The 24777-nt window shown below is 71.7% G+C and carries 22 protein-coding genes, 1 tRNA gene, 1 other RNA gene and 1 pseudogene; 10 read left to right on the top strand and 15 right to left on the bottom strand.

Annotated features, from left to right (window positions below):
• Positions 1 to 182: 182 nt before the first annotated feature.
• The 3 genes from AC6EXY_RS21595 (at position 183) to AC6EXY_RS21585 (ending at position 3328) form a co-directional block, all read left to right on the top strand.
• Positions 183 to 965 carry a CPBP family intramembrane glutamic endopeptidase gene (locus tag AC6EXY_RS21595; RefSeq protein WP_243407575.1) on the top strand — a complete coding sequence of 261 codons (783 nt, stop codon included), beginning with the start codon at positions 183 to 185 and terminating at the stop codon, positions 963 to 965.
• A 119-nt stretch (positions 966 to 1084) separates the two neighbouring features.
• Entirely contained in the window at positions 1085 to 2659 is a 1575-nt protein-coding gene (locus tag AC6EXY_RS21590) for a CYTH and CHAD domain-containing protein (protein ID WP_499817878.1), read from the top strand.
• A gap of 465 nt (positions 2660 to 3124) precedes the next feature.
• Entirely contained in the window at positions 3125 to 3328 is a 204-nt protein-coding gene (locus AC6EXY_RS21585; RefSeq protein ID WP_018500469.1) for a cold-shock protein, read from the top strand.
• Positions 3329 to 3796: 468 nt separating this feature from the next.
• Here AC6EXY_RS21585 and AC6EXY_RS21580 read toward each other — a convergent pair whose 3' ends face one another.
• Both AC6EXY_RS21580 and AC6EXY_RS21575 read right to left on the bottom strand, forming a co-directional pair.
• Positions 3797 to 4882: an aspartate-semialdehyde dehydrogenase gene (locus AC6EXY_RS21580; RefSeq protein ID WP_101832141.1), complete on the bottom strand. Its 1086-nt coding sequence runs from the start codon at positions 4880 to 4882 to the stop codon at positions 3797 to 3799.
• A gap of 43 nt (positions 4883 to 4925) precedes the next feature.
• A complete protein-coding gene (locus AC6EXY_RS21575) occupies positions 4926 to 6194 on the bottom strand; it encodes an aspartate kinase (RefSeq protein ID WP_101832110.1) in 1269 nt (422 codons plus the stop codon).
• A 171-nt stretch (positions 6195 to 6365) separates the two neighbouring features.
• Between AC6EXY_RS21575 and AC6EXY_RS21570 the strand changes: the two genes are divergently transcribed.
• The gene (locus AC6EXY_RS21570; protein ID WP_101832109.1) at positions 6366 to 6950 is read left to right on the top strand and encodes a TerD family protein; all 585 of its coding nucleotides are present in this window, start codon (positions 6366 to 6368) and stop codon (positions 6948 to 6950) included.
• Between the two features lie 31 nt (positions 6951 to 6981).
• Positions 6982 to 8022, top strand: coding sequence for a zinc-dependent alcohol dehydrogenase family protein (locus AC6EXY_RS21565; RefSeq protein ID WP_101832108.1), 1041 nt, complete (start codon positions 6982 to 6984; stop codon positions 8020 to 8022).
• A gap of 34 nt (positions 8023 to 8056) precedes the next feature.
• Here AC6EXY_RS21565 and AC6EXY_RS21560 read toward each other — a convergent pair whose 3' ends face one another.
• A complete protein-coding gene (locus AC6EXY_RS21560) occupies positions 8057 to 8506 on the bottom strand; it encodes a hypothetical protein (RefSeq protein ID WP_499817880.1) in 450 nt (149 codons plus the stop codon).
• Between the two features lie 437 nt (positions 8507 to 8943).
• Here AC6EXY_RS21560 and AC6EXY_RS21555 point away from each other — a divergent pair, with 437 nt between their 5' ends.
• Complete coding sequence (locus tag AC6EXY_RS21555; RefSeq protein ID WP_423748078.1) at positions 8944 to 9564, top strand: hypothetical protein; 621 nt, start codon at positions 8944 to 8946, stop codon at positions 9562 to 9564.
• Positions 9565 to 9566: 2 nt separating this feature from the next.
• Here AC6EXY_RS21555 and recR read toward each other — a convergent pair whose 3' ends face one another.
• The 5 genes from recR to AC6EXY_RS21530 form a co-directional block, all read right to left on the bottom strand.
• A complete protein-coding gene (recR, locus tag AC6EXY_RS21550) occupies positions 9567 to 10166 on the bottom strand; it encodes a recombination mediator RecR (protein WP_101832106.1) in 600 nt (199 codons plus the stop codon).
• Between the two features lie 15 nt (positions 10167 to 10181).
• The gene (locus AC6EXY_RS21545) at positions 10182 to 10673 is read right to left on the bottom strand and encodes a YbaB/EbfC family nucleoid-associated protein (RefSeq protein ID WP_499817881.1); all 492 of its coding nucleotides are present in this window, start codon (positions 10671 to 10673) and stop codon (positions 10182 to 10184) included.
• 18 nt (positions 10674 to 10691) lie between these two features.
• Positions 10692 to 13301, bottom strand: a complete 2610-nt coding sequence (locus AC6EXY_RS21540; RefSeq protein ID WP_499817882.1) for a DNA polymerase III subunit gamma and tau — start codon at positions 13299 to 13301, stop codon at positions 10692 to 10694.
• 39 nt (positions 13302 to 13340) lie between these two features.
• Positions 13341 to 13437: signal recognition particle sRNA small type (gene ffs, locus AC6EXY_RS21535), an RNA gene on the bottom strand.
• A 73-nt stretch (positions 13438 to 13510) separates the two neighbouring features.
• Positions 13511 to 14371: an SAM-dependent methyltransferase gene (locus AC6EXY_RS21530; RefSeq protein WP_499817883.1), complete on the bottom strand. Its 861-nt coding sequence runs from the start codon at positions 14369 to 14371 to the stop codon at positions 13511 to 13513.
• A gap of 280 nt (positions 14372 to 14651) precedes the next feature.
• Between AC6EXY_RS21530 and AC6EXY_RS21525 the strand changes: the two genes are divergently transcribed.
• Positions 14652 to 14739 (top strand) — tRNA-Ser (locus AC6EXY_RS21525).
• A gap of 228 nt (positions 14740 to 14967) precedes the next feature.
• Here AC6EXY_RS21525 and AC6EXY_RS21520 read toward each other — a convergent pair.
• From AC6EXY_RS21520 to AC6EXY_RS21500, 5 genes are all read right to left on the bottom strand, one after another.
• On the bottom strand, positions 14968 to 15630 hold the full coding sequence (locus tag AC6EXY_RS21520; RefSeq protein ID WP_499817884.1) for a site-specific integrase: 663 nt from the start codon (positions 15628 to 15630) through the stop codon (positions 14968 to 14970).
• Positions 15631 to 16052: 422 nt separating this feature from the next.
• A complete protein-coding gene (locus AC6EXY_RS21515) occupies positions 16053 to 16592 on the bottom strand; it encodes an ester cyclase (protein ID WP_499842398.1) in 540 nt (179 codons plus the stop codon).
• Between the two features lie 175 nt (positions 16593 to 16767).
• Positions 16768 to 17622 (bottom strand): hypothetical protein, encoded by an 855-nt coding sequence (locus AC6EXY_RS21510; protein WP_499817890.1) that lies wholly within the window; start codon positions 17620 to 17622, stop codon positions 16768 to 16770.
• 219 nt (positions 17623 to 17841) lie between these two features.
• A complete protein-coding gene (locus AC6EXY_RS21505) occupies positions 17842 to 18345 on the bottom strand; it encodes a peptidase inhibitor family I36 protein (RefSeq protein WP_101832194.1) in 504 nt (167 codons plus the stop codon).
• A gap of 402 nt (positions 18346 to 18747) precedes the next feature.
• Complete coding sequence (locus tag AC6EXY_RS21500) at positions 18748 to 20187, bottom strand: thiopeptide-type bacteriocin biosynthesis protein (RefSeq protein ID WP_499817891.1); 1440 nt, start codon at positions 20185 to 20187, stop codon at positions 18748 to 18750.
• A 249-nt stretch (positions 20188 to 20436) separates the two neighbouring features.
• On the opposite strand from AC6EXY_RS21500, the gene AC6EXY_RS21495 reads away from it, so the two are divergent.
• Positions 20437 to 22641 carry an MMPL family transporter gene (locus AC6EXY_RS21495; protein ID WP_499817886.1) on the top strand — a complete coding sequence of 735 codons (2205 nt, stop codon included), beginning with the start codon at positions 20437 to 20439 and terminating at the stop codon, positions 22639 to 22641.
• A gap of 60 nt (positions 22642 to 22701) precedes the next feature.
• Here AC6EXY_RS21495 and AC6EXY_RS21490 read toward each other — a convergent pair whose 3' ends face one another.
• Together AC6EXY_RS21490 and AC6EXY_RS21485 are read right to left on the bottom strand one after the other, a co-directional pair.
• Entirely contained in the window at positions 22702 to 22908 is a 207-nt protein-coding gene (locus tag AC6EXY_RS21490) for a hypothetical protein (RefSeq protein ID WP_101832191.1), read from the bottom strand.
• A 228-nt stretch (positions 22909 to 23136) separates the two neighbouring features.
• Complete coding sequence (locus AC6EXY_RS21485; protein WP_499817887.1) at positions 23137 to 23274, bottom strand: hypothetical protein; 138 nt, start codon at positions 23272 to 23274, stop codon at positions 23137 to 23139.
• 67 nt (positions 23275 to 23341) lie between these two features.
• Between AC6EXY_RS21485 and AC6EXY_RS21480 the strand changes: the two genes are divergently transcribed.
• Entirely contained in the window at positions 23342 to 24433 is a 1092-nt protein-coding gene (locus AC6EXY_RS21480) for an ImmA/IrrE family metallo-endopeptidase (RefSeq protein ID WP_499817888.1), read from the top strand.
• A gap of 2 nt (positions 24434 to 24435) precedes the next feature.
• Positions 24436 to 24777: pseudogene (locus AC6EXY_RS21475) on the top strand (hypothetical protein); the annotation flags it as partial.

Raw genomic sequence — 24777 nt, 5'->3', positions numbered from 1 at the left:
CGGACTGAACTGGTCGGGGTGAGGGGGCACCCCGACCGTCCGCGACCGTGGGCTACCGTCGAGTGGTGACGGACGCCGTGACCGCCTCGACCGCGGCGGACGGCCCGGCCGCCGACGGTCCGGCCGCGGGCCGTGCCACCGCCGGCCGTGCTGCCGGCGGCGCCCTCACCGGCGGTCGGCCCGTGGTCGCCGCGGGTGGTGCGGAGCCGTTGACGCGGCGTCAGCTCGGCGCGGAGATCGCGCTGGTGCTGGGGTTGTCGTTCGCCGCGTCGGCCCTCTACGCGGTCATCCGCTATATCGGCGTGCTCACCCGTCCCGGGCCGGTGCGCGCCCAGGTCGCCCGGCTCAACAGCTCAGCGGCGCCCGGGCGGCCCTGGCTCGACCTCGCCCTGCAGCTCGCCGACCTGCTCACCGGGGTGATGCCCGTCCTGCTGGTCGTGTACCTGCTGGCCCGGCACGGCGGCGGGCGCCGGGCGATCGGCCTGGACGGTCGGTCGCCCGGCGCCGACGCCGCCCGCGGCGGACTGCTCGCCGCGGGGGTCGGCGGGATCGGCCTCGGCTTCTACCTGCTGGCCTGGCACAGCGGCGCGAACCTCACCGTCGCGCCGTCCGGCCTGCCGGACGTGTGGTGGCGGGTGCCCGTGCTGGTGCTCAGCGCCTGGCAGAACGGGCTGGCCGAGGAGGTCATCGTCACCGGCTACCTGCTGGTGCGGCTGAACGAACTCGGCGTGCGGCCCGGCCGGGCGCTGCTGGCCAGTTCCCTGCTGCGCGGCTCCTACCACCTGTACCAGGGGCTGGGCGGGTTCGCCGGCAATGTGGCGATGGGGCTGCTGTTCGCGCGGCTGTTCCAGCGAGGCGGCCGGACGCTGCCGCTGGTGATCGCGCACAGCCTGATCGACACGGTGGCCTTCGTCGGGTATGTGGTTCTCGTCGGGAACGTCTCCTGGATTCCAGCTCCGCGCTAACGTAAACGGCCGGAGTACTCGCGTCGTCCATCCGGTGTCCAGTCCTCGTCTCCCTGGTGTTCTGGGTGGCGGGTTGGGTGCGCGGACGGTGTGGCGCGGGTGGTGAGGAGGCGGGGCGGATGGCCACCGGAGTCCGTGAGATCGAACGCAAGTACGCCGTCGAGCCGACGTTCGTGCTGCCGCGGCTGGGCGAGATCGCCGGCGTCGTGACGGCGCGCACCCGGCGCACGGTCAGCCTGGAGGCCATCTACTACGACACCGACGACCTGCGTCTCGCCCGCAACCGGATCACCCTGCGCCGGCGTACCGGCGGGGCCGACGCCGGCTGGCACCTGAAGCTGCCGGTCCGGGTCGGCGAGCGCGACGAGCTGCGGCTGCCGCTCGACGCCGACGCCGACGCCGACGCGATCGAGATCGCCGAGGGGCACCGGCACACGCCGCCGACCGAGTTCGTCGACCTGGTCGCCGTACACCTGCGCGGCGCCGAGCTGCTCCCGGTTGCTCGGCTGCGCACGCTGCGCACCGCCCGCCGGTTGCGCGACGCCACCGGCACCGACCTCGCCGAGGTCGTCGACGACCAGGTCTCCGCCCAGACGCTGGGCGCCTCGACGACGGTCAGCAGCTGGCGGGAGATCGAGGTCGAGCTGGTCGACGGCCGCCCCGACGTGCTCGACGAGGTCGGCGAGCTGCTGCTCGCGGCCGGCGCGGTCGCCGCGGCCGACTCGTCCAAGCTCGGCCGGCTGCTCGGGCCGCTGATCGCCGCCGGCCCCGGCCCGGACGTGCCCGCCCCGCCGCGCCGCCCGCGCCGGCGCAAGCCGGCCGGCGATGTCGTGCGCGCCTACCTCATCGACCAGGTCCGGGCGCTGCTCGCGGCCGATCCCCGGGTCCGGCTCGACGAGCCGGAGGCCGTGCACCGGATGCGGGTCGCCTGCCGGCGGGCCCGCAGCGCGCTGCGGATCTTCGCGCCGCTGTTCCCGGCGAAGGCGGTCGCCCATCTGGACGGCGAGCTGCGGGACCTCGCCGGGGCGCTGTCCGCCGCCCGGGACGCCGAGGTGCAGATCGCCTACTTCGACGGGCGCGTGGCGCGGCTTCCCGCCGAGCTCGTCGCCGGCCCGGTACACGAGACGGTCACCGCGCATCTCGGCACGGGCCTCGCGGCCGGGCGCGAGCAGGCGCTCGTGATGCTGCGCAGCGAGCGGTACTTCGCCCTCGTCGACAGCCTGCTCGACCTCGTGCGCTCGCCCTGGCGGGGACTGGCCGCCCGACCGGCCGGCACCGTGCTGCCCGGGCTGGTGGCGGCGGCGGACCGGCGACTGGCCCGCAAGGTCGCGGCGGCGGCGGCGCTGCCCGTCGGCCCGGAACGCGACGAGCTGCTGCACGTGGCCCGCAAGCAGGCCAAGCGGCTGCGGTACGCGGCCGAGATCGTCACCCCGCTGTACGGCGAGGCGGCCACCGCCCTGGCGGGGCAGGCCGAGCGGGCCCAGGAGCTGCTGGGTATCCATCAGGACGCGGCGGTCGCCCGGGCGCTGCTACGGGACTGGGGCGTTGCCGCCCAGGCGCAGGGCGATCCGGCGGCGTTCACCCTCGGGGTGCTGCTCGGGCTGGAGGAATGCCGCGGCCGGCTCGCCGAGCGGGACTTCTTCGACGTCTGGCCGGAGATCTCCGGGCGCCGGTACCGCCGCTGGCTCGGCTGACGCGGGGTCACGTACCCGGCAGACTGGTGGACGACGGGTAACTGTCCATGTTCACCTGGTGACATCCGGTGCGTTGTGGGCTCGGCCGTGGTCGGAGAGAAAGTCTTCAACAGATCACCCGTCCGGGTGCCACGTCCGGGCCACCGCCGGGCCGGCGTGCGGCGCGGCCCGGTCGGGCCTGGAAATCCCCTGCCAGCTCGATGGATTGCGGGACGGTGCCGCCCGAGGTGCCCGGGATGGGAGCGGCGGCGTTGTTCTGTTACCGGGGCATGAAGTGGACTTCCTTGCTCGGAGGACTCCCGCGAACGCCTCCGTCCGTGTAGCGTCGTCCTTGGCCGGAGTTCGCCGGTTCGCGGCTCAACCGAGACGCGGCGGAACAGCGCCAGGATCTCTTGTGGCTTCCTGGCGTTCGGTCCGGGGCCCGCGCGGTGCGGGTCCTGACTGCACCAGCAGGGAGAACGGCACGTGGCTCAGGGCACGGTGAAGTGGTTCAACTCGGAGAAGGGCTTCGGCTTCATCTCCGTGGACGGCGGCGGTTCCGACGTCTTCGTCCACTACAGCGCGATTGACATGGACGGATACAAGGCACTTGAGGAGGGCCAGCGGGTCGAGTTCCAGGTGACCCAGGGTCAGAAGGGTCCGCAGGCCGACGCCGTCCGCGTCGTCTGAGCCACGAGAGACTTCACGGTCAGCCCGCCCAACGGGTGTCCCGCTGGGCGGGCTGACCGCGTCTGTGCACCTTCCGTCACGGAGCCGGTTCGCACCCCCTCGCGGCCCGATCGTGACGGAACCCTCCGGCTTCCGGTTGCGCCGGACAGTTCCGGAGATGGTGATCTCGCGGCATCCGATCGGGAATTGTGATCCCGGGCTCGGTGGGGCCGGCTCGTCTTCCGGTGCTCCGCCGGCTATTCGTCGATCAGCGCGATATCGCTGGCGGCGGCCGGGATGCTAGCTGTTCGTGCAATCACCGGTAAGGGTCTTTTGGTTCTTCCGGTGCTTGTTCTCGGCCCTTCGGTCGTGCCCCTTCGTCACGTCGAAGCTTAACGCTTCATAAGAAGCGGCCGAAAAGCGAATGAGAGCCGTGACGCGGGCTGGTGAAAGGCCTACCAGCCCGCGCCACGGACAACACCGGGTTCATCACTCAAGGCGCTGCTCCGCGCCGACGAGCAGCTCGGCGATCTGCAGCGTGTTCAGCGCCGCGCCCTTGCGAAGGTTGTCACCGCACAGGAACAGGGCGACCTCGCGGGGGTCGTCCGGCGACTGGCGGATGCGCCCCACCCAGGTGGGATCGGTGCCGACCACGTCCGCGGGCGTCGGGAACTCGCCGGCGGCCGGGTCGTCGACGACGGCGACCCCGGGTGCGCCAAGCAGCACCTCCCTGGCCTGCGCGGCCGTCACCGGCTGGGCGAACCAGGCGTGCACCGCCACCGCATGCGTGGTGATGACCGGCACGCGCACGCAGGTCGCCGAGACCCGCAGCCCGGGCAGGCCGAGGATCTTGCGGGACTCGTTGCGGACCTTGAGCTCCTCGGACGACCAGCCGCCGTCCTTCAGCGACCCGGCCCACGGCACCACGTTGAGCGCCAGCGGCGCCGGGAACGGCCCGAGCCCGTCCTCCCCGATGGCCTTGCGTACGTCGCCGGCCGTCTGTCCGAGCTCGTGGGTGCCGCCGACGGTGGCGAGCTGGTCGTAGAGGGTGTCGATGCCGGCCTGCCCGGCGCCGCTCGCCGCCTGGTACGACGAGGCGACCATCGACTCCAGGCCGAACGCCCGGTGCAGCGCGCCCAGCGCGACGATCATCGACAGGGTCGTGCAGTTGGGGTTCGCGATGATCCCCCGCGGCCGCCGCGCGAGCTGGTCGGCGTTGACCTCCGGCACGACGAGCGGCACGTCGTCGTCCATCCGGAAGGCGCCGGAGTTGTCCACCGCCACCGCGCCGCGCGCCGCCGCGATCGGCGCCCACTGCGCGGACACCTCGTCGGGCACGTCGAACACGGCGACGTCCACCCCGTCGAAGACCTCCGGCGCGAGCACCTGGACGACGACGTCCTCGCCGCGCACCCGTACCGTCCGCCCCGCCGAGCGGGCCGACGCGACCGGCCTGATCTCGCCCCAGACGTCCGCCCGCTCGGCGAGCAGCGACAGCATCACCGTGCCGACCGCGCCCGTCGCGCCCACCACCGCGAGCGTCGGCCGCCGCCCCGCCTCGCTGCCCGTCGTCATCTCCGGTCCCTCCTGTGCCTGTTCGATCATCGCGCGTCGGTGGTCATCGGCCGGTGCCGGCGTAGACGACGCCGCCGCCGTCCGGATCGCCGAGCTCGAACGCGCCGTGCACGGCGCGCACGGCGCTCGGCAGATCGGTGTCGCGCACGACCACCGAGATGCGGATCTCCGACGTGGAGATGATCTCCACGTTGATGCCGGCGTCCGCCAGCGAGCCGAAGAACCGGGCCGACACGCCCGGGTGCGACTTCATCCCGGCGCCGATCAGCGACAGCTTGCCGATGTGGTCGTCGTAGAGGGTCCGCTCGAAGCCGATCTCGGCCTGCACCTTGGCCAGCGCGGTGAGCGCGGTGCGCCCGTCGGCCTTCGGCGCGGTGAACGAGATGTCGGTGCGGCCCGAGCCCGCCACCGAGCCGACCTGGACGATCATGTCGAGGTTGACGTCCGCGTCCGCGACCGCCCGGAACACCGCGGCCGCCACCCCCGGCTTGTCCGGGCAGCCGACGACCGTCACCTTCGCCTCGCTCAGGTCGTGCGCGACACCGCGGATGATGGCCTGTTCCACGAGCTGTGCCTCCGGAATCTCGGTGACCCACGTGCCCGGCTTCGAGGAGAACGACGAGCGGACATGTACGGGGACGGTGTAACGGCGGGCGTACTCGACGCACCGCAGCATCAGGACCTTGGCGCCGCAGGCGGCCATCTCCAGCATCTCCTCGTAGGAGATCCGGTCGATGTGCCGCGCGTCCGGGACGATGCGCGGGTCGGCGCTGAACACGCCGTCGACGTCGGTGTAGATCTCGCAGGCGTCCGCGTTCAGCGCCGCGGCCAGCGCCACCGCCGTCGTGTCCGAGCCGCCGCGGCCCAGCGTCGTGATGTCCTTGGTGTCCTGACTGACGCCCTGGAAGCCCGCGACGATCGCGATCGCCCCCTCGTCGAGCGCCGCCCGGATCCGCCCCGGCGTCACGTCGATGATCCGCGCCTTGCCGTGCGCCGAGTCCGTGATCACCCCGGCCTGGGAGCCGGTGAACGAGCGGGCCTCGGCGCCCAGCGTCGTGATCGCCATCGCCAGCAGCGCCATCGAGATCCGCTCGCCGGCGGTGAGCAGCATGTCCAGCTCGCGGGCCGGCGGCAGCGGGGAGACCTGCTCGGCGAGGTCGAGCAGCTCATCGGTCGTGTCGCCCATGGCGCTGACCACGACGACGACGTCGTTGCCGTCGCGGCGGGACTCCACGACACGCTCGGCGACTCGTTTGATGCGGTCCGCGTCGGCAACGGAGGATCCACCGAACTTCGCGACCAGGAGCGCCATGGGGCTCAGATTACCGAGCACCGACGCCTGCCCGCCCGCCTCGGCGGGATGTCGTGCCGCTGACGGCACGCTGGGCGGATCCGGACCGTTGTGCCAGGGTGACGACACGGCCGCGCGGCCGTACGAACCGGTCCCCGACGCCGAGGACCGCCCCAGGAAGGACGATCCGCAATGGCAGTCAGCCTTGCCAAGGGTGGCAACGTCAGCCTCACCAAGCAGGCCGCTGAGGCCGGCACCGCCCAGCTCACCGCGCTCAACGTCGGTCTGGGCTGGGACGCCCGCACCACCACCGGGACGGACTTCGACCTCGACGCCTCGGCGATCGGGGTCAAGACCGACGGCAAGGCCCTCAGCGACGGCTACTTCATCTTCTACAACAACCTCGCCGCCCCCGACGGCTCGATCACGCTGACCGGTGACAACACGACCGGCCAGGGCGAGGGCGACGACGAGTCGATCATCATCGACCTGCCGAAGGTCCCCGCCGACATCGAGCGCATCGTCGTACCGGTGTCCATCTACGACGCGGCGGGCCGCAGCCAGAACTTCGGCCAGGTGCGTAACGCCTACATCCGCGTCGTCGACCAGGGCGGCAACGAGCTGGTCCGCTACGACCTGTCCGAGGACTACTCCACCGAGACCGTGGTCATCTTCGGCGAGGTCTACCGCAACGGCGCCGAGTGGAAGTTCCGCGCCGTCGGCCAGGGCCACAACGACCTCGGCGGCCTGGCCCGCGACCACGGCGTCAGCGTCTGAGCGGCTGAGCGGCTGAGCGGGGACGCGGGAGATGCGGGCCTGGCAGGTCGACACGCCGGGGCCGATGGCCAGCCGGCCGCTGCGCCGTGCCGACCTCCCGGTCCCCGAACCGGGCCCGGGACAGGTCAGGCTTCGGGTCGATGCCTGCGGGGTGTGCCGGACCGACCTGCATCTCGCCGAGGGCGACCTCGCCCCGCGCCGCGCGCGCGCCGTGCCGGGCCACGAGGTCGTCGGCCGCGTCGACGCGCTCGGTCCCGGGGTAGGCGGTCCCGACGCGCTCGGTCCCGGGGCGGGTGGGCCAGGGTCTGCCGTGCGCCGCGGGGATCGGCTGGGCGTGGCCTGGCTCGCGTCGACCGACGGCACCTGCGCCTACTGTGCGCGCGGGGCGGAGAACCTGTGCCCGGCGTCGACCTACACCGGCTGGGACGTGGACGGCGGCTACGCGGAGTACGTCTGCGTCCGCGCCGACTATGCCTACCGGCTGCCGGACGGCTACTCCGACGCCGAGCTCGCGCCGCTGTTGTGCGCGGGCATCGTCGGCTACCGGGCGCTGCGCCGGGCGAAGCTACCGCCCGGCGGGCGCCTGGGCATCTACGGTTTCGGCGCCTCCGCCCACCTGGCCGCCCAGGTGGCGATCGGGCAGGGTGCCCGGGTGCACGTGATGACCCGCTCGCCCGCCGCCCGTGAGCTGGCCCTGGGCCTCGGCGCCGCCTCGGCGGCCGGTGCCTGTGACCCGCCGCCCGAGTCGCTGGACGCCGCCGTCCTGTTCGCCCCGGTGGGGGAGCTGGTGCCGGTGGCGCTGGCGGCGCTCGACCGTGGCGGGACGCTGTCCGTCGCCGGCATCCACCTGACGGACATCCCGCGGCTGCGCTACGCCGAGCACCTGTTCCAGGAGCGCGACCTGCGCAGCACGACCGCGAACACCCGGGCGGACGGCGAGGAGTTCCTGGCGATCGCCGCGCGTCGGCGGCTGTCGGTCACCACCACGCCCTACCCGCTCGACGCCGCCGATCAGGCGCTCACCGACCTGGCCGCCGACCGGGTGAGCGGTGCTGCGGTCCTGATCCCGTAGGGGCGCCCTGGTGCCCTAGGCGCGCTCTGCCGGGCTAGGGGCGGGTGGCGAGGCGGCGCAGCAGGAGGGTGCCGGCCGCGGTCAGGACGGCGGCGGTGGCCACCTCGCGGGGCAGGCGGTGGCGGGCCTCGTTCTGGATCCGCTCGTGGAAGCGGTCGAACCGGCTCGGCCACGGGCTCGAACCGACGAAGTACCGGCCGACCTTGTCGGTGTCGGGCAGGCAGGCCCCGGTCATGCCGGCGAGCACGGCGAGGCGGCGGCCGGCGGGCGCGGACGCGGTCAGCAGCGCCATGGCGGCGAGCCCGGCCACGCCGTCGCGGCGGGCGATCGGCAGCCACTCGGCCTCGGTGTTCGGCCCGGTGCCCCAGTGCGGCATCGCGTCCATGACGAGGTGGGAGACGAAGCCGGCGGCGAGCGCCGCCGCCGGATCCCGGACTGCCATGCCGACGAACGCGCCGGCGCCGACATGCGAGCTGATGATCATTCTATGGGTCTCCTCGGACAGCGGTGCGGCAGGGGCGCGACCTCTACCTTGCCCTTCCGGCGGGGCGGGACGGCGTCTGGGTCCCGGAGAGGCCACCGCGGTGGCTCCTGTGCTTTTGCATGTGCAAATGCTTCTCCCGATGGATGTTCGAAGGAGCACGCGTCTGCGCAGTCGGACGCGCGGCCATTCGCCAACGCTGACGCGCGCGCACCTGCGCGAGCGAGTGCGCATGATGGACAGATGGCCGCACGGCGTAGCATCTGGGTGCACAGCGCAGCGAGGTGTTGCTCACCGCTGCCTGACAGGTCGGACGACGGTGGCGGCCGATGCGAAGAGTGACGGACTTTGCTGAGGGTGATCGGGGCAGGGTGATCGAAGCGGGTGGATCCGTCCGGGGGCGGGCATGGCAGGCCGGCGCTTCGGCGCGGTCCCCGCGCGTGACGAGCTGGACGGACGGTGTGCGCGGCGACACGCGGGCGTGCCGACTGCTCCCCGTCCGGGATGCCGGACCCACCGCGCCGGCGGGGATGGTGGTCTCGGTGGCGTGGCGGCTGGACGGCGCCGGGCGGATCATCGTCGGGGCGCTGCCCCGTGGCCATCCCGAGGGCGGCCCGCGAGGCAAGCGGGTCCTGCACGGCGAGGGAGTGTGGAACGCCGAGCTCCTCCCGTCCGATCGGGAGATCACCGCGGAGCTCGACCTCGTGGAGCCGGGGCCCGCGGCCCAGCCGATCCGGCTCGTCGTCCACGGCCCGGAACGCGACATCGTCGGCTATGTCGACCAGCCGCGGCTACCCCCTGCGGGCCGGGCCCGACTGACGACGGGCCTGCGCCGCGACGCCCGGCAGATCCGGATCCGCGCGGACGGGCGGGTCTGGTGGATCCGGGCCACGAACGTGTTCGGCGTCCGGGTGGTGCGGGAGCAGGGCATAGCCGTCTACCGCACCCGCGGCCTGCACGCCGTGTTCAGCGATGAGGCGGACCACCTCGACGTCAGCGTCGTCCTGCTGACACTCGCCTCCGTGCCCAGCTCGGCATACGCGCCGATTCTGGGCTTCTGAGCTCAGGCGCCGACGACCCGGCGCCCTTCGAAGGCGCGTCCAAGCGTCACCTCGTCGGCCCATTCCAGGTCGCCGCCCATCGGCAGCCCACTGGCCAGCCGGGTGACCCGCAGCCCCATCGGACCGATCTGGCGGGCCAGGTAGGAGGCGGTGACCTCGCCCTCGGTGTTCGGGTCGGTGGCCAGGATCAGCTCGGTGACCGTGCCATCGGCCAGCCGGGCGACCAGCTCGCGGATGTGCAGGTCGTCGGGACCCACCCCGGCGATCGGATTGATCGCCCCGCCGAGCACGTGGTAGCGGCCGCGGAACTCCCGGGTGCGCTCGATCGCGACGACGTCCTTGGACTCCTCCACCACGCAGATGAGCGAGTCATCCCGGCGGGGATCGGCGCAGATCCGGCACAGCTCGGCCTGGGCGACGTTGAAGCAGCTCCGGCAGAACCGGACCTTCTCCTTGACCTCCGTCAGCGCCGCCGCCAGCCGGCGAACGTCCACCGGGTCGGCGGCCAGCAGGTGGAACGCGATGCGCTGGGCGCTCTTCGGCCCGATGCCGGGCAGTCGCCCGAGCTCGTCGATCAGATCCTGGACGACGCCCTCGTACATCGACCCGTCCGCCCGTCAGCCCGGCTGCTCGCCGCCGGCCACGGGCCGGGGCCCGCCACCGCCCAGCAGCCCGCCGAGATCACCCAGCCCACCCAGCCCACCGAGATCGCCCAGCCCGCCGGGCGCCCCGCCCGGCGCAGGTCCGCCGAAGCCACCGAGGCCGGCCAGCCCGCCGGTGACCGAACCCATCCGCTCCTCGGCCAGCCGGTGGGCGTTGGTGGTCGCGTCCCGGACGGCGGCGAGGACCAGATCGGCGAGCGTCTCGGTGTCGTCGGGGTCGACCGCCTCGCGGGAGATCGTCAGGTCGACGAGCTCGCCGCCGCCGTTGACGGTGGCGCGTACGAGGCCGCCGCCGGCCGTGCCGTCCACCCGGGCGTGGGCCAGCTCCTCCTGCGCGGACAGGAGCGCGGCCTGCATCCTCTGCGCCTGCTGGAGGATCTGCCCCAGCGGGGCGGCGCCGCCGGCACCGGCGGAAGGCCCTCCGGCAGGGGTCTGCGGGTTCGACATGTCGATGAGCCTACGTCCTCAGGTGGTCGAGATCTGCTCGATGATCGTGGCACCAAGCCCGGTGCGCAGCAGCGACATCGCCGCCTCCTCACCGCCGCGCGCCCCGTCCGGCTGGCTCGGGACATCCTCGTCGTCCAGCGACGGCTCATCGACCGGTGGCGGCACCTCCGCGGCACCCACCCCGCCCGTGCTGTGCTGGCTGGCGCCGTCCTCGCCGGCCGGTCGACCGCTCCAGCCCGGCCGGTTCGCGGGCTGGGACGATCCCGGCGCCTGATCGCCACCGCCACCGCCCGCGGTCCCGAACCCGCCCGCCCGCGCGTTCTCGGAGTGCCCGTCGCTCCCTGAACGGCCGTTACTCCCGGCGAACCCGCCGTTTCCGGCGAACCCGCTGTTTCCCGCGAATCCGTTCTTTCCCGCGAATCCGTTGTTCCCCGTGGACGTGTTTCCGCCCGTGGACGTGTTTCCGCCCGCGGGTCCGAGGTTGCTCGACGGCCCGTCGCCGACGGCGCCCGTTGCGCCCGACTGGCCATAGCTGACGGCACCCGCCGCGTGCCCGGCACCGTTCGCGGCCGGTCCGGGCCCTGCCCCCCCGCCGCCCCCGCTACCACCAACGCCGTTGCGCGGCTGCGCGCCGCCGCCCCAGCCGGGCCCGGACGCCGACGGCCCGCCGAAGCCTCCGCCGCCACCGCCTCCGGGAGACGCCGGCGGCCCACCCACGGGCCGTCCGCCGCCACGTGCGGGACCAGCTCCGCCGGCCGGCCCGACGCTCACCCGCCACGACCCGCCGATCCGTTCGGCCAGGGCGGAGCAGAACACCTCGCCGTTGTTGCCCTGCCCGAACATCCGGCCCATCGTCGGGGTCGCGAACGCGAGCACCACCTCGTCACCGCGCACGTCGGCGACGCTGGCGTGGTCCTTGAGGATGGCGTGTGTCTTGCGGCTGCGCCGGGCGGTGAGAGCCAGCACCTCATCCCAGAGCATGCGCAGCCCCGCCGCGTCGATCCGCCCGCCGCCCGCGCCCGCTCCCGCGGGACCGCCCGAGCCCCCAGATCCCGCGGGACCGCCCTGGCTCGATCCTGTGGTGGCGCCGTGTCCGCCCGGTCCCGCCGGACCGCCGTGACCACGTGTTACGGCGGGAACGTGCCCGCCCGTTCCCGCGGGACCGCTCCCGCTCGGTCCTGTGGCGGGGCCATAGCCGTCCGGTCCCGCGGGACCGCTCCGGCTTGGGCCTGTGGCGGGACCAGGTCTTCCTGGTGTCGCAGGATCACCGTGACCAGGTGTTCCCGCGGGAACGGAGGTCGGCGCCCATCCGGCGGGGCCGCTTACCGCGGGTCCGGCCGCGACCGGCCCGGGCATCGCCGGCCCGGGCATCGCCGGCCCGGGCATCGCCGACGCGGGCATCGCCGGTGCGGGCGCGGCGAAACCGGCCCCACCGTTCTCGCCCGCGACGACATGGTCCGGGCCGGAAGCGACGATCGCGCGGCGTTCCAGCCGTTCCAGCCGGGTCATCAGGGCGGCGGGGTCGGTGGCGGCCGCGGGGAGCAGGGCGCGGGCGAGGATCAGTTCGAGCATGAGCCGGGGGCTCGTGGTCCCCCGCATCTCGACGAGGCCGCCGTGCAGGACGTCCGCCGTGCGGGACAACTCGGCCGGGCCGACGGCGGTGGCCTGCGTGCGCATCCGGTCGATCTGGTCGGGGGAGAAGGCGTCGAGCAGCCCGCGCTCGGCGGCGTCGGGGACGGCCGCCATCACGATGAGGTCGCGGAAGCGGTCGAGCAGGTCGGTGGCGAACCGCCGCGGGTCGTGACCTGCGGAGACCACCTTGTCGACGACGGTGAACAGGGCCGCGCCGTCCCGCCCCGCGAGCGCGTCGACCGTCTCGTCGAGCAGCACGCCGTCGGTCATGCCGAGCAGCGTCACCGCCCGGTCGTAGCGCAGCCCATCGTCGTCCGCGCCGGCGAGCAGCTGGTCGAGGACGGACAGCGAGTCGCGCACGGAACCGGCGCCGGCCCGCACCACCAGCGGCAGCACCGACGGCTCGACGTGCACGCCCTCCCGCTCGCAGACCGACGCCAGATGGTCGCGCAGTACCCCCGGAGGGACGAGCCGGAAGGAGTAGTGGTGGGTCCGCGAGCGGATCGTCGCGATGACCTTGTCCGGCTCGGTGGTGGCGAACACGAACTTCAGGTAGGGCGGCGGCTCCTCGACGACCTTCAGCAGCGCGTTGAACGCCGCCGTCGTGACCATGTGCGCCTCGTCGACGACGAACACCTTGAACCGGGCCGACGCCGGCGCGAAGAACGCCCGTTCACGCAGGTCACGCGCGTCATCGACCAGACCGTGCGAGGCGGCGTCGATCTCGGTGACGTCCATCGACGAGCCGGTGCGGATGCCGACGCACTCGTCGCAGACCCCGCACGGCTCCGGCGTCGGCCCGTGCACGCAGTTCAGGGACGCGGCGAGGATCCGCGCCGACGACGTCTTGCCGCAGCCGCGCGGCCCGCTGAACAGGTAGGCGTGGTGCAGCCGGCCGGTGGTCAGAGCTTTGCGCAGCGCGTCCGTCACATGTTCCTGGCCGACGACCTGGGCGAACGTCGCCGGACGGTACCGGTTGTACAGCGCTGCGCTCACTGGCCTGCTCCGCGTGCTCGACGAGACGATCGGCGAAACGTAGAGGACCCCCCGCACACCCGTCAGAGCCCGCTTACCCTTGCTGCCTTCCGGCCCTGGGGGGGTTCACGAGGGTAACGCCGCACGAGGGGTCTGCAACGCAGTCTAGCCGTCCCGCAGGGATCATGAACGCGGAGGGGTCGTGCCCGCTGTCGCCGTCGGCGAGGGCGTCACTTCTTGACGGCCACGGCCCCGTAGATGCTGGCCTGAGCGTCGGTCACCTCGGTGGGGGCGTAGCCCTCGGGCCGCCAGCGGTGGGTGGCCTGGATGCCGGGGTCGACGAGCTCCAGGCCGTCGAAGAACCGGGCGATCTCCTCCAGGCGGCGCAGCTGCATCGGGATGCCCCGGTCCCGGTAGGCCTGCGCCGCCTGCCGGTCCGCCGCCGGGTCGAAGTCGGCGGTCGCATGGGTGAGGGTGAGGTAGCTGCCGGCGGGCAGGGCGTCGAGCAGGGCGCGGACGATGCCGAACGGGTCCTGGTCGTCGGGGAAGAAGTGCAGGATCGCGATGACCGACAGGGCGACCGGCTCGGACAGGTCGAGGGTGTCGCGCAGCTCGGCCGAGGTGAGGATCGCCTCGACGTCGTGCAGGTCCGCGTCGAGGTAGGCGGTGCGGCCGCTGGGGCTGCCCGTCAGCAGGGCGCGGGCGTGAGCGAGGACGATCGGATCGTTGTCGGTGTAGACGACGCGGGCTTCCGGGGAGACGGCTTGGGCGACCTCATGCAGGTTCTGCGAGGTGGGGATACCGGTCCCGATGTCGAGGAACTGGCGGATCCCCGCCTGCTCGGCCAGGTAGCGCACCGCGCGGTGCATGAACGCCCGGTTCTCCCGCGCGGTGATCCGCAGGTGCGGGAAGCCCGCGAGGGCCCGCTCGGCGGCCTCGCGGTCGGCGGGGAAGTTCTCCTTGCCACCCAGCAGGTAGTCGTACATGCGGGCGGAGTGGGCCCGATCGACGTGCAGGCCCACCGGCTCGCGCTGCGCTGGCGGCCCGCTCCGTCCGAGATCGCTGATCGGCTTCCGGCCCGCCTCCGTCACAACCACTCCTCTCCGCGCCGGCCCGCGGACTCCGTCGACCGGTCGCCCCTGACCCGGTGGGTTTCTCCCAACCGTACCGTTTTAACACCCACCGAAGCCGACCAGACACAGAAAGACGCAACCTGACGGCGACAGCTGGACGGGTGGGGCACGGATGGCCTCAGCTCAGAGGCCCGGCCTGGCGACTCGCCCCGGTCCGGACCGGCGAGCCACCGGTCCGCGGCACCGCTCGGGCGACCCGGTGCCCACGCCCGCGCGACGATCAGATAGTCTCGTCAACGGAGGATTCGCCTAGTGGCCTAGGGCGCACGCTTGGAAAGCGTGTTGGGGGCAACCCCTCGCGAGTTCGAATCTCGCATCCTCCGCCAGCTCCGCCGCATCCGGCTCCTGCCGATCAACGCTCTGATCAGGCACGATGGCGCCCGTCCCTTTCTCTCACGGCGGTTCTCCCACGCTGGTGCGGACATGGTGCGGACGTCGCGTCGCACGAGGCACCGCCGCGGCGACCATCTCGGCTGCCTGAGCGCCCACCGACCGCAGCAGATGGACGTACAGCGACTCGGTGATCGATGGCGAAGAGTGACCGAGCCGCTTGCTCACGAGGGGTCCAGGTACCGCCCGTCCGGGCGAGTGAACATTAGCTCCGACAGCTCGACCGGGTCCCTGTGCTCATTGGGAAGGGTGCCGTTGCACCAGGTGGGACCGAGCCGTTCGCGCTCGATGTCCTGGGTCGCCCGGTGGGCCAGCAGCGCGCCAAGCGTGGTGGCGTCGAGGCCCACCTTCCGCTTGCCGGACCGGGTCTTGGGCGCCCACACCCCGGGATCGCCACCCGAGTCGGTGATCTGCCGGAAGATCGTCAGCACCGAGCGGGTGTCGTCCAGCCCCGTCCAGGTGGCCCCGCACGCCTCCCCGCGACGCATCCCATGAAGGCCGATCAGCTCCCACATCACGGACAGCCGGTCGGTGGCCGCCTCGTCCAGGAACGCCCCGACCTCCTCGGCACCCCACGGCTCGACCTCCGGCCGGGTGTATTCCGGCAGCTCGACGGCCTCGGCCGCGTTGAACGGCACCATCCGCTGGCGGACCGCATCGCCCAGCGCCGTCTTGAACATGGCGTGCGCAAGCCTGATCGTCGCCGGTCCAACCGCCCGCCGCCGGGCCGGGTTGTCCGCCGCGATCCGCTGGTACGTCTGGTCGATGTGATGGGCCCTTGGCCCGGTCAGAGGGATGCCACCGAGGTAGGAAACCGGCAGACGCACATACTGGGCGTACCGGCGCCTGGACGAGGGACGGAGGCTCCGCTTCCGGGGCAGCCAGTCGTCTTGGAGGTAGGCCGCGCACCGTCAGATCGCCGATGTGCTGCTGACCGGCACGGATCGCCGACCACTTCCTATCGCCGTCCTCCTCGGCTTCCCTGCGGGTTGCGCCTCGGTACCGGATCCGGTCTGTACCGGCCAGGGCCACGAGTTCCTTGGGCACGCGGACCTCGCCTGACCAGAATCCGTGGCCGCGGCGGGCTCGCTCTGTCGTCTGCCAACGTAGGTGAGACACGATCACGGCCACGACCTGGGATGCCTCATCTTGGCTGGCAGAGTCGAGGGTCTTGATCTGCCATGAGATCTGAGGCAACTCGGGGTGTCGGTCGTGGCCCGGAGAGATTGTCGGGAGTTGTGGATCACGCTCATGATGCGGCGTTGTGGTAGGTCCACATCTCGGCCATTCGGCCGTCCTGGATGCGGACCAGCCAGATGAGACGGCTGGCTGCCGTCGCGGGTCCCGGGGTGGAAGCGGCCTCGCCTACTGCGGCGACGAGGTTGCCGTCGCCCAGCAGGGCCTGGATGTTGAAGCGGAGGTCCGGTTGTGCTGTTCGGATGCGCTCGACCGCTCGCTGCACGCCGGCCGGTCCGGTGACCTCGGGATGGGCGTGGTCGATCCACTCCTGGTGAAGGATGTCGAGGGCGATTGCCGAGTCGCCGCCGTTCCACATCTCGAAATAGCGCATGACCAGCTGTTGTGCTGGGGACGACACCTGACTGTTGATCATCTTATGATTCGCCTGGTTTCCTCGGACTGCCGGGGGCCGGTAGGGACCAATGCCGGACGCGGTGATAGTCGGGGGCACCGCCCCGACCCGCTCGAACAGCGCGTCCCAGCACAGCAGCAACAGTTCCCGGCGGCGCTCCCCACTATCCCCGACGAAACTATCCCCGACGAAGTCCAACTCGAACTCGGCGCCTGGCCCAGCCGAGGCAACCACGCCGCGGCGCGAAGCCCCCCACCCATCGCGCTCCCGACCGACCGAGACGACCCGCAACCGACGTGCCTTGACAGGGGTCGGACTCGGCACGGGTGGCAGCGGCCTGGCAGGACCGCGACGAGAACGAGGGAGCCCGGATTCAGCCGAGCCCGAGTCCCTTGGCCACGCTCAGCTGGATCTCGTTCGTCCGCCCGATGTTCTCCAACGCCGTGCGGTTCGCCGCGACCCTGGGTTTCTGGAGGGCGGCCTCAACGGCGAACCAGACGCCGACCAGGTTGGTCTGCTTCTTGCAGGCGATGTCGGTGGTCGCGACGGTGATCTCGGTTCTCGACACCGGGCCGTCGCGGAACCGCGGGTCCGCGGCCGCGTCGAGCGGGGTCGCGTAGTCGTAGCCGTGTCCGTGCATGCAGTCCGACCAGGCGTGGGTGGCAGCCTGGACACGCCGGTCACGGCCGGACTGGCCGTAGCTTTCCTGCGAGAGCCGCTGGGCGAGGAACGGGTCGCTGACCGCGGGCGCGCCGACGGTCATCCGGCGCCTTGCCTCACCGGAGCAGCCGCCGTTCGGGACGGGGTGGCCGTCGACCGTGCCGCGCCGACCGGTGAGCACATCGAGGAGGCGGGGATCCGCCGAACCCGTCGGTGTCGGCCTCGCGGGCGGCGTCGGCGCCGCGGCTGACGGCGTGGCGGCCACGCGGTATCCGGCCGATGCGGCGAGCGCCGGGTCGGTGATGCCGTAGCGGCGCTCGTTGGAGGTCGCCGGCCCGCCGGTGGAGACGGGCCGCTCCGGCGTGGTGAGCCCGAAACGCCGCAGGCAGTCGGTGAGAGGGCGGCGATACGCCTGCGACACCCACTCCGATTCACGAGGCGTCAGCAGATAGGGATCGAGTGGCAGCCGCAGACGCGATGCGTCCAGCACCACCGGCGGGCTCGGGGGAGGCGCGGCGTCGGCGTGCGTCGTCGGGCCGTTCCCACAGCCGCCGGCCATCGTCGCCATGATCGCCACGGACACCCCCGCCCGCACACGCCGGGCGGCGGTCGGAGAGTGGGAACGTCCAGGACCCCCTCGAGATGCGGCGCGAAACGGATACCACACCCGCGACATTGATTGTCCTCTCGCTTGGATGGCGCGTGCACGCCGGCGCGGCGAAGGAAAGCCGGCCGAGGCCGGAACCGGTCGGGAGAGACCGGCTCCGGCCTCAGCCAATGCGCGGTGCTAGATCCACTTGAACGACTCGACGTTGTTGTTGAACCCTCCGAGGTTCGAGTTTCCGGAGCCCGCGGGGATGTTCAGGGAGGCGCCGGTGTAGTTGGTTCCGGTCCAGAGCTGGGCAGTGAAGACGTTGTCGAAGTTCACCGCGGACATGGTGTTGTTGCCCACGCGCTGGCCCTGGCCGGCGCCCTGAGCGATGAAGACGTTGTCGTTGAGGTTGCTGTCCGCGAAGAAGAAGTCGGAGAAGCTCCCGCCGAAGTTCGAGAAGTACCACAGACAGAGATCGCCGGTACCGCTCGAAAGCCGGTTGCAGGCGCCGTCGAGGTGCTTGGCGCTGGCGCCGGCGCTGTTGCGCGCGGTCGTGTCGGACGTGCTCGCCGGCGGGGGAGTGGTGGGCGAAGTCTTGGCCTGAGCGCCTTGCGCGGGCAGGCCGACGGCGACCAATCCGGCCGCGGCAACACTGCCGGCGGCGACGGCCAGGCGGCGGCGGATACTCGTTCCGGTCATATCTAGCTCCTTGCTCTGCTGTGTGGGGGCGCGCTCGCCCCGGCCTGCGAAGTACGCAGGCGTAGTCCCATGGCGGAGATGAGTTTTCGCCCCGTGACATCGCAGCACCTGCCTGCGGCCATCAGGCCGCTGGGGCTGTGCGGGATACTGGCCGGCCGGCCATGGAATGTCCGAGGCTTACCAACAAGGCAACCAGGAGGCAGCGGGTTGCGCGCTTGTTGAGAATATGGCGCGCGGTGCTCTGCGTCCAGCATGTCGCCGCGGTCCGGGGGAGTGGCGCGCCGGATGATTTGTGGGCTCCGGTCGCGCGGCCACGCCGAAACCGGGAACGTCGGTGTGCTTTCTATGACGAATAAGACCCTCTTCGTACCCTCGGCGGGCGTATTCCTGGGCGGTCAGGTGTCATAGAGCCGACAGACGTGGCGGAAGCACCGCCATAAAGCTGCTCAAACTCGCCGGGCGAAAAATGGTCCCCAGGTTCGTTTGCGTAGTTCGGGGCGATCTCCGGCGCCGGCGCCGAGCGACGGCTTGGGCTATGTCGACGTCGGTGCTGGTGCTGGTGCTGGTGCCGCGTGGAGGCGGACGGTGAGGAGGGTGAGGTCGTCCTTGTCGACGGCGCCGGCGGCGCGCTGGGCGGCGAGATGGTTGCGCAGGTCGTCGCGGCGGCTGCGAATGACCGTGCAGCAGGGATCCGGCGACCATCGCTGTATCCATCTGGCCGGGGAGCGCCGAGCGGTAGGCGATCAAAGCCTTGGCGCGGGCCGCCCAGGCCTCAGCGAGGTCGACGGGCAGGTGCGGCAGGTCGCGAGGCACGCCCTCCAAAGCCAGCCGAAGGGTCGCACCGACAACGCTATGATCGATCGTCTGCGGCTTGGTCACGACGTGTGCGGTCAGGTAGTCGGCGGCCGAGTGCATGCCGCCAAGGAACGCCTCGGCGATGTCGAGCATCGACAATGCCATGACGGTGTCGGGATGCAGCACGGCCGGCGGCTGGCGCAGTGCGATGACTGCGGCGGCGGTGTCGGCGCAGAACACAGCCTCGGCAGCCTCGAGAGCCGCACCGGAACCGTAGCGGCCGGCTTCTGGGTAATAGGTGTCGAACGCAACCTGCCCGGCGGTGCCGGACGTGGCCAGCATGGCGGCCCACTCACCGAGAGCGGTCGCGCGGGCCGCGTGGCTCGGTTCGCGGGCCGCGACGCGGATGCGCAGATGATCCGTCTGTTCAGGGTTGCGGTAGCGCACCATCCACAGCGGCGCTGCGTCGAGCCGAACCTGCAGGTCCAGGAGCTGGTTAGCGATGACGTCGTCCATGGCGGTGGGGTGTGTATGGACGCGAGCGGAGATCCAGCGGGCGTTTGGATCTCCAGGTCGATGGCCGTCGGCGTTGACTCTGCTGATCAGCACAGCGGCCATCTTGTTCGGCGCGGGCGGACCCGCGCGGACCACTGGCGCGACGACCTCGTGCGCACGGCCGATCCAACCAGGGTCCTCGCTGGGCACCGCGCGGTTCAGCATTGCCGTGACCGTCTTGGCCAGATGTCCGCGCAGGATCGTGGCGTGGGCCGGGACCGCGAGGTCGAGCCGCAAGGTCATGTCACCGTCGGCCAGCTCCACGAGGTCCGGGCACCGATGCCGCTGCCGCCACTGGGCGAGTTGACCACGCCAGTCGGGTGCCGGTGCGTCGAGGCTGGGCAGGTCCGCGGAGTTGAGGCGCCATCGTTCGGGAGCCAGGATGATCCGGCCGTAGCGAACCTCGGGTAGATGCGGCAGGGCACCGGCCGCGGGGCCGAAGTCGAAGGCGTCATGGGGGCGGCGAACGCTCGTGGCAGGTGCGTGAGGAATCGCGCCAGCGACGGCATCTGACGGTCGGGTGCAAGCGCGTGGAACACCTGCGGGTCGCGTCGGGCCACGATGATGCGGTCCTCATTCTGATCTCACTCGTATCTTGCGTGGCCCTCATTCGCGTCAGGCGGCCCCTCCGCAGCGCGCTCGGCAAGGACCTGGGCCTCTGCCGGCGAGGTCGCTCCCGGTTCCTGCTTCGGGTGGCTGGGTGGTTACTGTGTGGTTGTGGTGCGATCCCGGTCGAATGCAATGGCGCAGATGGGGCGGTTCTGCGCGCGGCGGGGATGGTGGGTACTCGGCGCCTGGGTGGTCTTTCTGGCCGCCGCGACGCTTGGTCACCGTCTCGCGGGCGGGCACTACTCCGACGACCTGCAGTTGCCGGGTTCGTCGGCGCAGCAGGGCGCGGACCTGCTGCAAGCCCACGAGCCGGGGGCGGGCGGGTATGCCGGGCAGATCGTGTTCACCGTAGGGTCGGCCTCGCTGCGGGCGTACTCGTCCGAGCTGTCGGCAGCGGCGGCCGCGGTCGGCCGGCTGCCGCACGTCCTCGCGATCAGTGACCCGCTGGCCGCGGGGAGGACGTCACAGGATGGCCGGACCGCCTATGCGGCGGTCCGTTTCGATGTCGACCCGAAGGCCCTGGGACCGTCCTCCGTCGCGGCCGTCGACCGGGCGGTCGCTGGGGTGCGGGCGGCCGGGGTCCGGGTCGACTACGGCGGTGTCCTGGGGCAGGCCGCGCGGCCGAAGCCCGGGGAGGCGCGTTCAGAGGTCATCGGCGTCGTCGTCGCGATCGTGGTGCTGCTCGTGGGGTTCGGCAGCGTCTATGCCGCCGGGCTACCCATCCTCACCGCGCTGGTCGGCGTCGGGACCGGCGTTGGAATACTCGGCGTGGCCGCGGCGGCCAGCCCCTTCGCCTCGGTGGCCCCCACCCTCGGCATCATGATCGGCCTGGGCGTCGGGATCGACTACGCCCTGTTCCTGTGCGCGCGGCACCGCCAGCTGCTCATGACCGGGGTCAGGCCGGCCGAGGCCGCGGCGGGAGCGCTTGCGACCAGCGGCCGTTCGGTGCTCGTGGCAGCGGCCACGGTGGTCATCGCGATGCTCGGACTGTTCGCCTCCGGTATCGGGTTCGTCGGCAAGCTCGGTCTGGCCGCGTCCATCACCGTGGCGGTGTCCGCGCTGGCCGCCATCACGCTGATACCAGCACTCCTGGGGCTGGCCGGGCACCGCATCGACCGGTGGTGGGTGCGCCGCCCAGTGGCCGAAGGCGCCGCCAGCGGCCATGACGGCGCGACCGGCTGGCACCGGCACGCGGCGCGGGTGGGCCGTCATCCATGGCGTTATCTCGGCGCCGGCATCGCCGCGCTCGCCGTGCTGGCCGTTCCCGCGCTGTCGATGACGCTTGGCCACATCGACGCGGGCGCAAACCCGACATCCTTCACTGACCGTCGGGCCTACGACGCCATCAGCCGGGCGTTCGGGCCGGGCGCGAACCGTCCGTTCGTCGTCGTCGTGCGCCTCGCGGACGGTGTGTCAGATCCGGCGCTCGCTCCTCGCCTCACGCGCACCCTCGCCAGCACCCCGGGAATCGCCAGCGTCAGCCCAGCGCGGACCACCGCCGACGGGGCTCTGCTCGTCGCCACCGTCGTGCCGGCCACCAGTCCGCGGGACGCGGCCACCGACCGGCTGCTCACACGCCTGGACGACGAGACGCTGCCACGCGCGCTCGCCGGCACCGGCAGCCGCGGCTACGTCACGGGATTCCTGGCCGCCAGCCTCGAGTTCGACGACCAGGTCGCCGCCCGGCTTCCGGTCATCATCGCCGTCGTGCTCGCCGCGGCGTTCCTGCTACTGGTCGTCAGCTTCCGCGCCCCCGTGCTCGCGCTCAAGGCCGCGGTGCTCAACCTGCTCTCGATCGGCGCTGCCTACGGCGTCATCGTCGCCGTCTTCCAGTGGGGCTGGGGCAACTCTCTGCTCGGCGTCGACAAGCTGGTGCCGGTCGAGGCCTACGTGCCGATGATGATGTTCGCGATCGTGTTCGGACTGTCCATGGACTACGAGGTCTTCCTGCTCTCCCGGGTCCGTGAACGCTGGATCGTCACCGGCGACAACGCCCGCGCCGTCGCCGACGGGCTCGCCGCGACCGCCCGCGTCATCACCTGCGCGGCCCTGATCATGGCCAGCGTCTTCCTTGCGTTTCTGCTCTCCGGCAACATCATCATCAAGATGCTCGCCCTCGGACTGGGCATCAGCGTCCTCATCGACGCGTCCCTCATCCGGCTGATCGTCGTCCCGGCGACCATGTTCCTGCTCAGCCAGGCCAACTGGTGGCTACCACGCTGGCTTGACCGCCTCCTGCCCCGACTCGAACCCGCGCCTGCGCCTGGGTCTGGGTCTGGGTCTGGGTCTGGCCTCGACACCGAACGGAAGGCCCACCCCGAACCCGCCACGACATGACTCGGCACGGCTCCGGCGCGGAGGAGGGGACCTGCTCCGCACCTTGTGGCGGTGCGGAACTCAGCGCGGCATCCGGTAGGCGACCAGATGGACGCTGGCGGTGTCCTTCGTCGGGAGGGTGACGAGGACTTCTCGCTGCACCTGCGGATCCTGCGGGCTGCTGGAGCGGCAACTGAACGGACGCTGTATGGAGTCGCCGGTCACGCCGTAGTAGGCACGGGTGTCCGGCCTGAGCCCGTCCAGCCACGGCAGGGGATACCGCCGCACGCCGCGAGCACAGCCAGCAGGGATGCTCCCGCGCAGGCCAGTCTCGCCCCACGGAGGGATCGTGATCTCACCTATGTTTCCCTCTGGCGGTCTCGGCCACGAGGGCGAGGGCGAGGAGGGCAATCGCCGAAACCATCAGGCATGCCACCATCATTCTGCGGATCGCGACCTGGATCGGTCGGGTCGCGCACAGGGCGGATCGTAGTGGACGCGGGGCAGCATCTGGTGTCATTCGGTGGCGGTGAGCTCGTGGCGGTGATGGTGCACGCGCTGGGGAGCAGTACTCCCGGCGTCGCGCGCCGCAGGCACCGCAGTCACCTCGCCGGCCGGCTCCCGGGCGGCGCATCCCACGACGAGCACGGTCACCTCGCTCTCCGCGGCCATCCGCACGGCGGCGGTTGGGATTTTCCCAACCGTGGGGTACCGTGGCCGCATGTACGGCATCGGCGACCGGGTGCTGGAGCGCATCCAGCTGGCCTGTCCCAACGCTCTACACCGCGACATAGCGGGGGTCGTCGGGATGACCCCCGATGCTTTTTCGCGCGCGCTGAACGGGAAACGAGCCTTCTCGTCGATCGAACTTGCGCGCCTGGCCGACCACCTGGACGCGGACGTCCACTGGTTGATCACGGGACGCCCCGACCCCCACAGGCTGGTCGTCGCGGCGCGTCACACCTTCGACCACGAGACGGGGCAGCGGGATGTCCCCGGGCGTGAGGCCGACGACCGGGTGCTCAGGGACATAGGCCTGGCGTACCGCCAGGCCTACCCGGAGCCGCAGGAGTTGCCTGCCCTGCCGGAAAGCCCGGCCCAGGTCAGGCGCGCGCTCGGTGCTCGCTTTGTGCGACCGTTCGCTCCCCGACTGGAGAGCGAGCTCGGTGTCGATGTGGTGCGTGTCGCCGGCCTCTCGACCGCATACTCCTTCACCACTGGCGGGCATCCAGTGATCGCGCTCCCGGCGACCGGGAGCTGGTTCCACGAGAACTGGTCTATGGCCCATGAGCTAGGGCATCTCGCCAGACGTCACCATGATGATTCTCTCTCCGAGAGTGAACGGCATAACCATGAGATGGCGGCAAATGCCTTCGCGGCCGAGGTTCTGCTCCCACGAGAGTCGCTCGAATCGATCGACTGGGACGGCCTGGACGCCGCTGGCCTGGCCGACCTGGTGTGGGAATGGGGCGTGTCGACCGACGCACTCGCGCGACGCCTGAAGGCCTGCCGAGGCTCTGTGCCCGCAGTCGTGCAGACCTGGGCCGGGCATGCCACACAACGCTTGCTGCGGCGACATTGGCGGGGTGACCCGTCGGGCCGCGACGAGATCACGGTTCGTATGGACGCTGCTGCCCAGCGCCGTTTCCCCGTCTCGCTGCAGGAGGCACATCTGCAGGGGATCGCTTCTGGCGCGCTCGGCACAGGAATGCTCGCGTGGATGCTCGGCATCGATCCGGATGCGCTTGAAGTCGACAGTCCACTGGCGCCTGAGATGGACATAGACGATCTTGCTGAGGTGCTGGGCCTCTGATCGTGGCCGTCTATCTACTCTTCCCCGACAACACGGTCCTGATCAACTTTGCGATCATCGACCGCATGGATCTCCTGGAGCGTCTGACCAACGGCAACGGCCGCTGGTGTCTGTCGGTCGCGCGTGAGTGTGATCGATCAGCGGAGTTGCCAGGCCTCGGCGCACTGAGCCAGGCCAGGGCTGTCTTCGGCGTACCCATGCACCCCGACCCGGCGGAGTGTCCATTCACGGGTGGTGGGTTGAGTAGCTCCGTGTTGATGGTGGTTCAGGCGGCGAGAGTGTGTGTGGGGCGGGCCGTGCGCGGGGTGGGCAGCCAGGGTGTGCCGGCGAGGGCGAGGCGGATG

The sequence above is a fragment of the Frankia sp. RB5 genome, from assembly GCF_059816245.1.
Note: the sequence above shows the minus strand (reverse complement) of the source record. Positions and strands in the feature narration are given on the sequence as shown.

Coding starts and splice junctions, on each gene's coding strand:
- AC6EXY_RS21590 (WP_499817878.1), top strand. CDS start 1,085: ATGGCCACCGGAGTCCGTGAGATCGAACGCAAGTACGCCGTCGAGCCG.
- AC6EXY_RS21580 (WP_101832141.1), bottom strand. CDS start 4,882: ATGACGACGGGCAGCGAGGCGGGGCGGCGGCCGACGCTCGCGGTGGTG.
- AC6EXY_RS21575 (WP_101832110.1), bottom strand. CDS start 6,194: ATGGCGCTCCTGGTCGCGAAGTTCGGTGGATCCTCCGTTGCCGACGCG.
- AC6EXY_RS21570 (WP_101832109.1), top strand. CDS start 6,366: ATGGCAGTCAGCCTTGCCAAGGGTGGCAACGTCAGCCTCACCAAGCAG.
- AC6EXY_RS21565 (WP_101832108.1), top strand. CDS start 6,982: ATGCGGGCCTGGCAGGTCGACACGCCGGGGCCGATGGCCAGCCGGCCG.
- AC6EXY_RS21560 (WP_499817880.1), bottom strand. CDS start 8,506: ATGATCATCAGCTCGCATGTCGGCGCCGGCGCGTTCGTCGGCATGGCA.
- recR (WP_101832106.1), bottom strand. CDS start 10,166: ATGTACGAGGGCGTCGTCCAGGATCTGATCGACGAGCTCGGGCGACTG.
- AC6EXY_RS21545 (WP_499817881.1), bottom strand. CDS start 10,673: ATGTCGAACCCGCAGACCCCTGCCGGAGGGCCTTCCGCCGGTGCCGGC.
- AC6EXY_RS21510 (WP_499817890.1), bottom strand. CDS start 17,622: ATGGCGACGATGGCCGGCGGCTGTGGGAACGGCCCGACGACGCACGCC.
- AC6EXY_RS21505 (WP_101832194.1), bottom strand. CDS start 18,345: ATGACCGGAACGAGTATCCGCCGCCGCCTGGCCGTCGCCGCCGGCAGT.
- AC6EXY_RS21495 (WP_499817886.1), top strand. CDS start 20,437: ATGGCGCAGATGGGGCGGTTCTGCGCGCGGCGGGGATGGTGGGTACTC.
- AC6EXY_RS21480 (WP_499817888.1), top strand. CDS start 23,342: ATGTACGGCATCGGCGACCGGGTGCTGGAGCGCATCCAGCTGGCCTGT.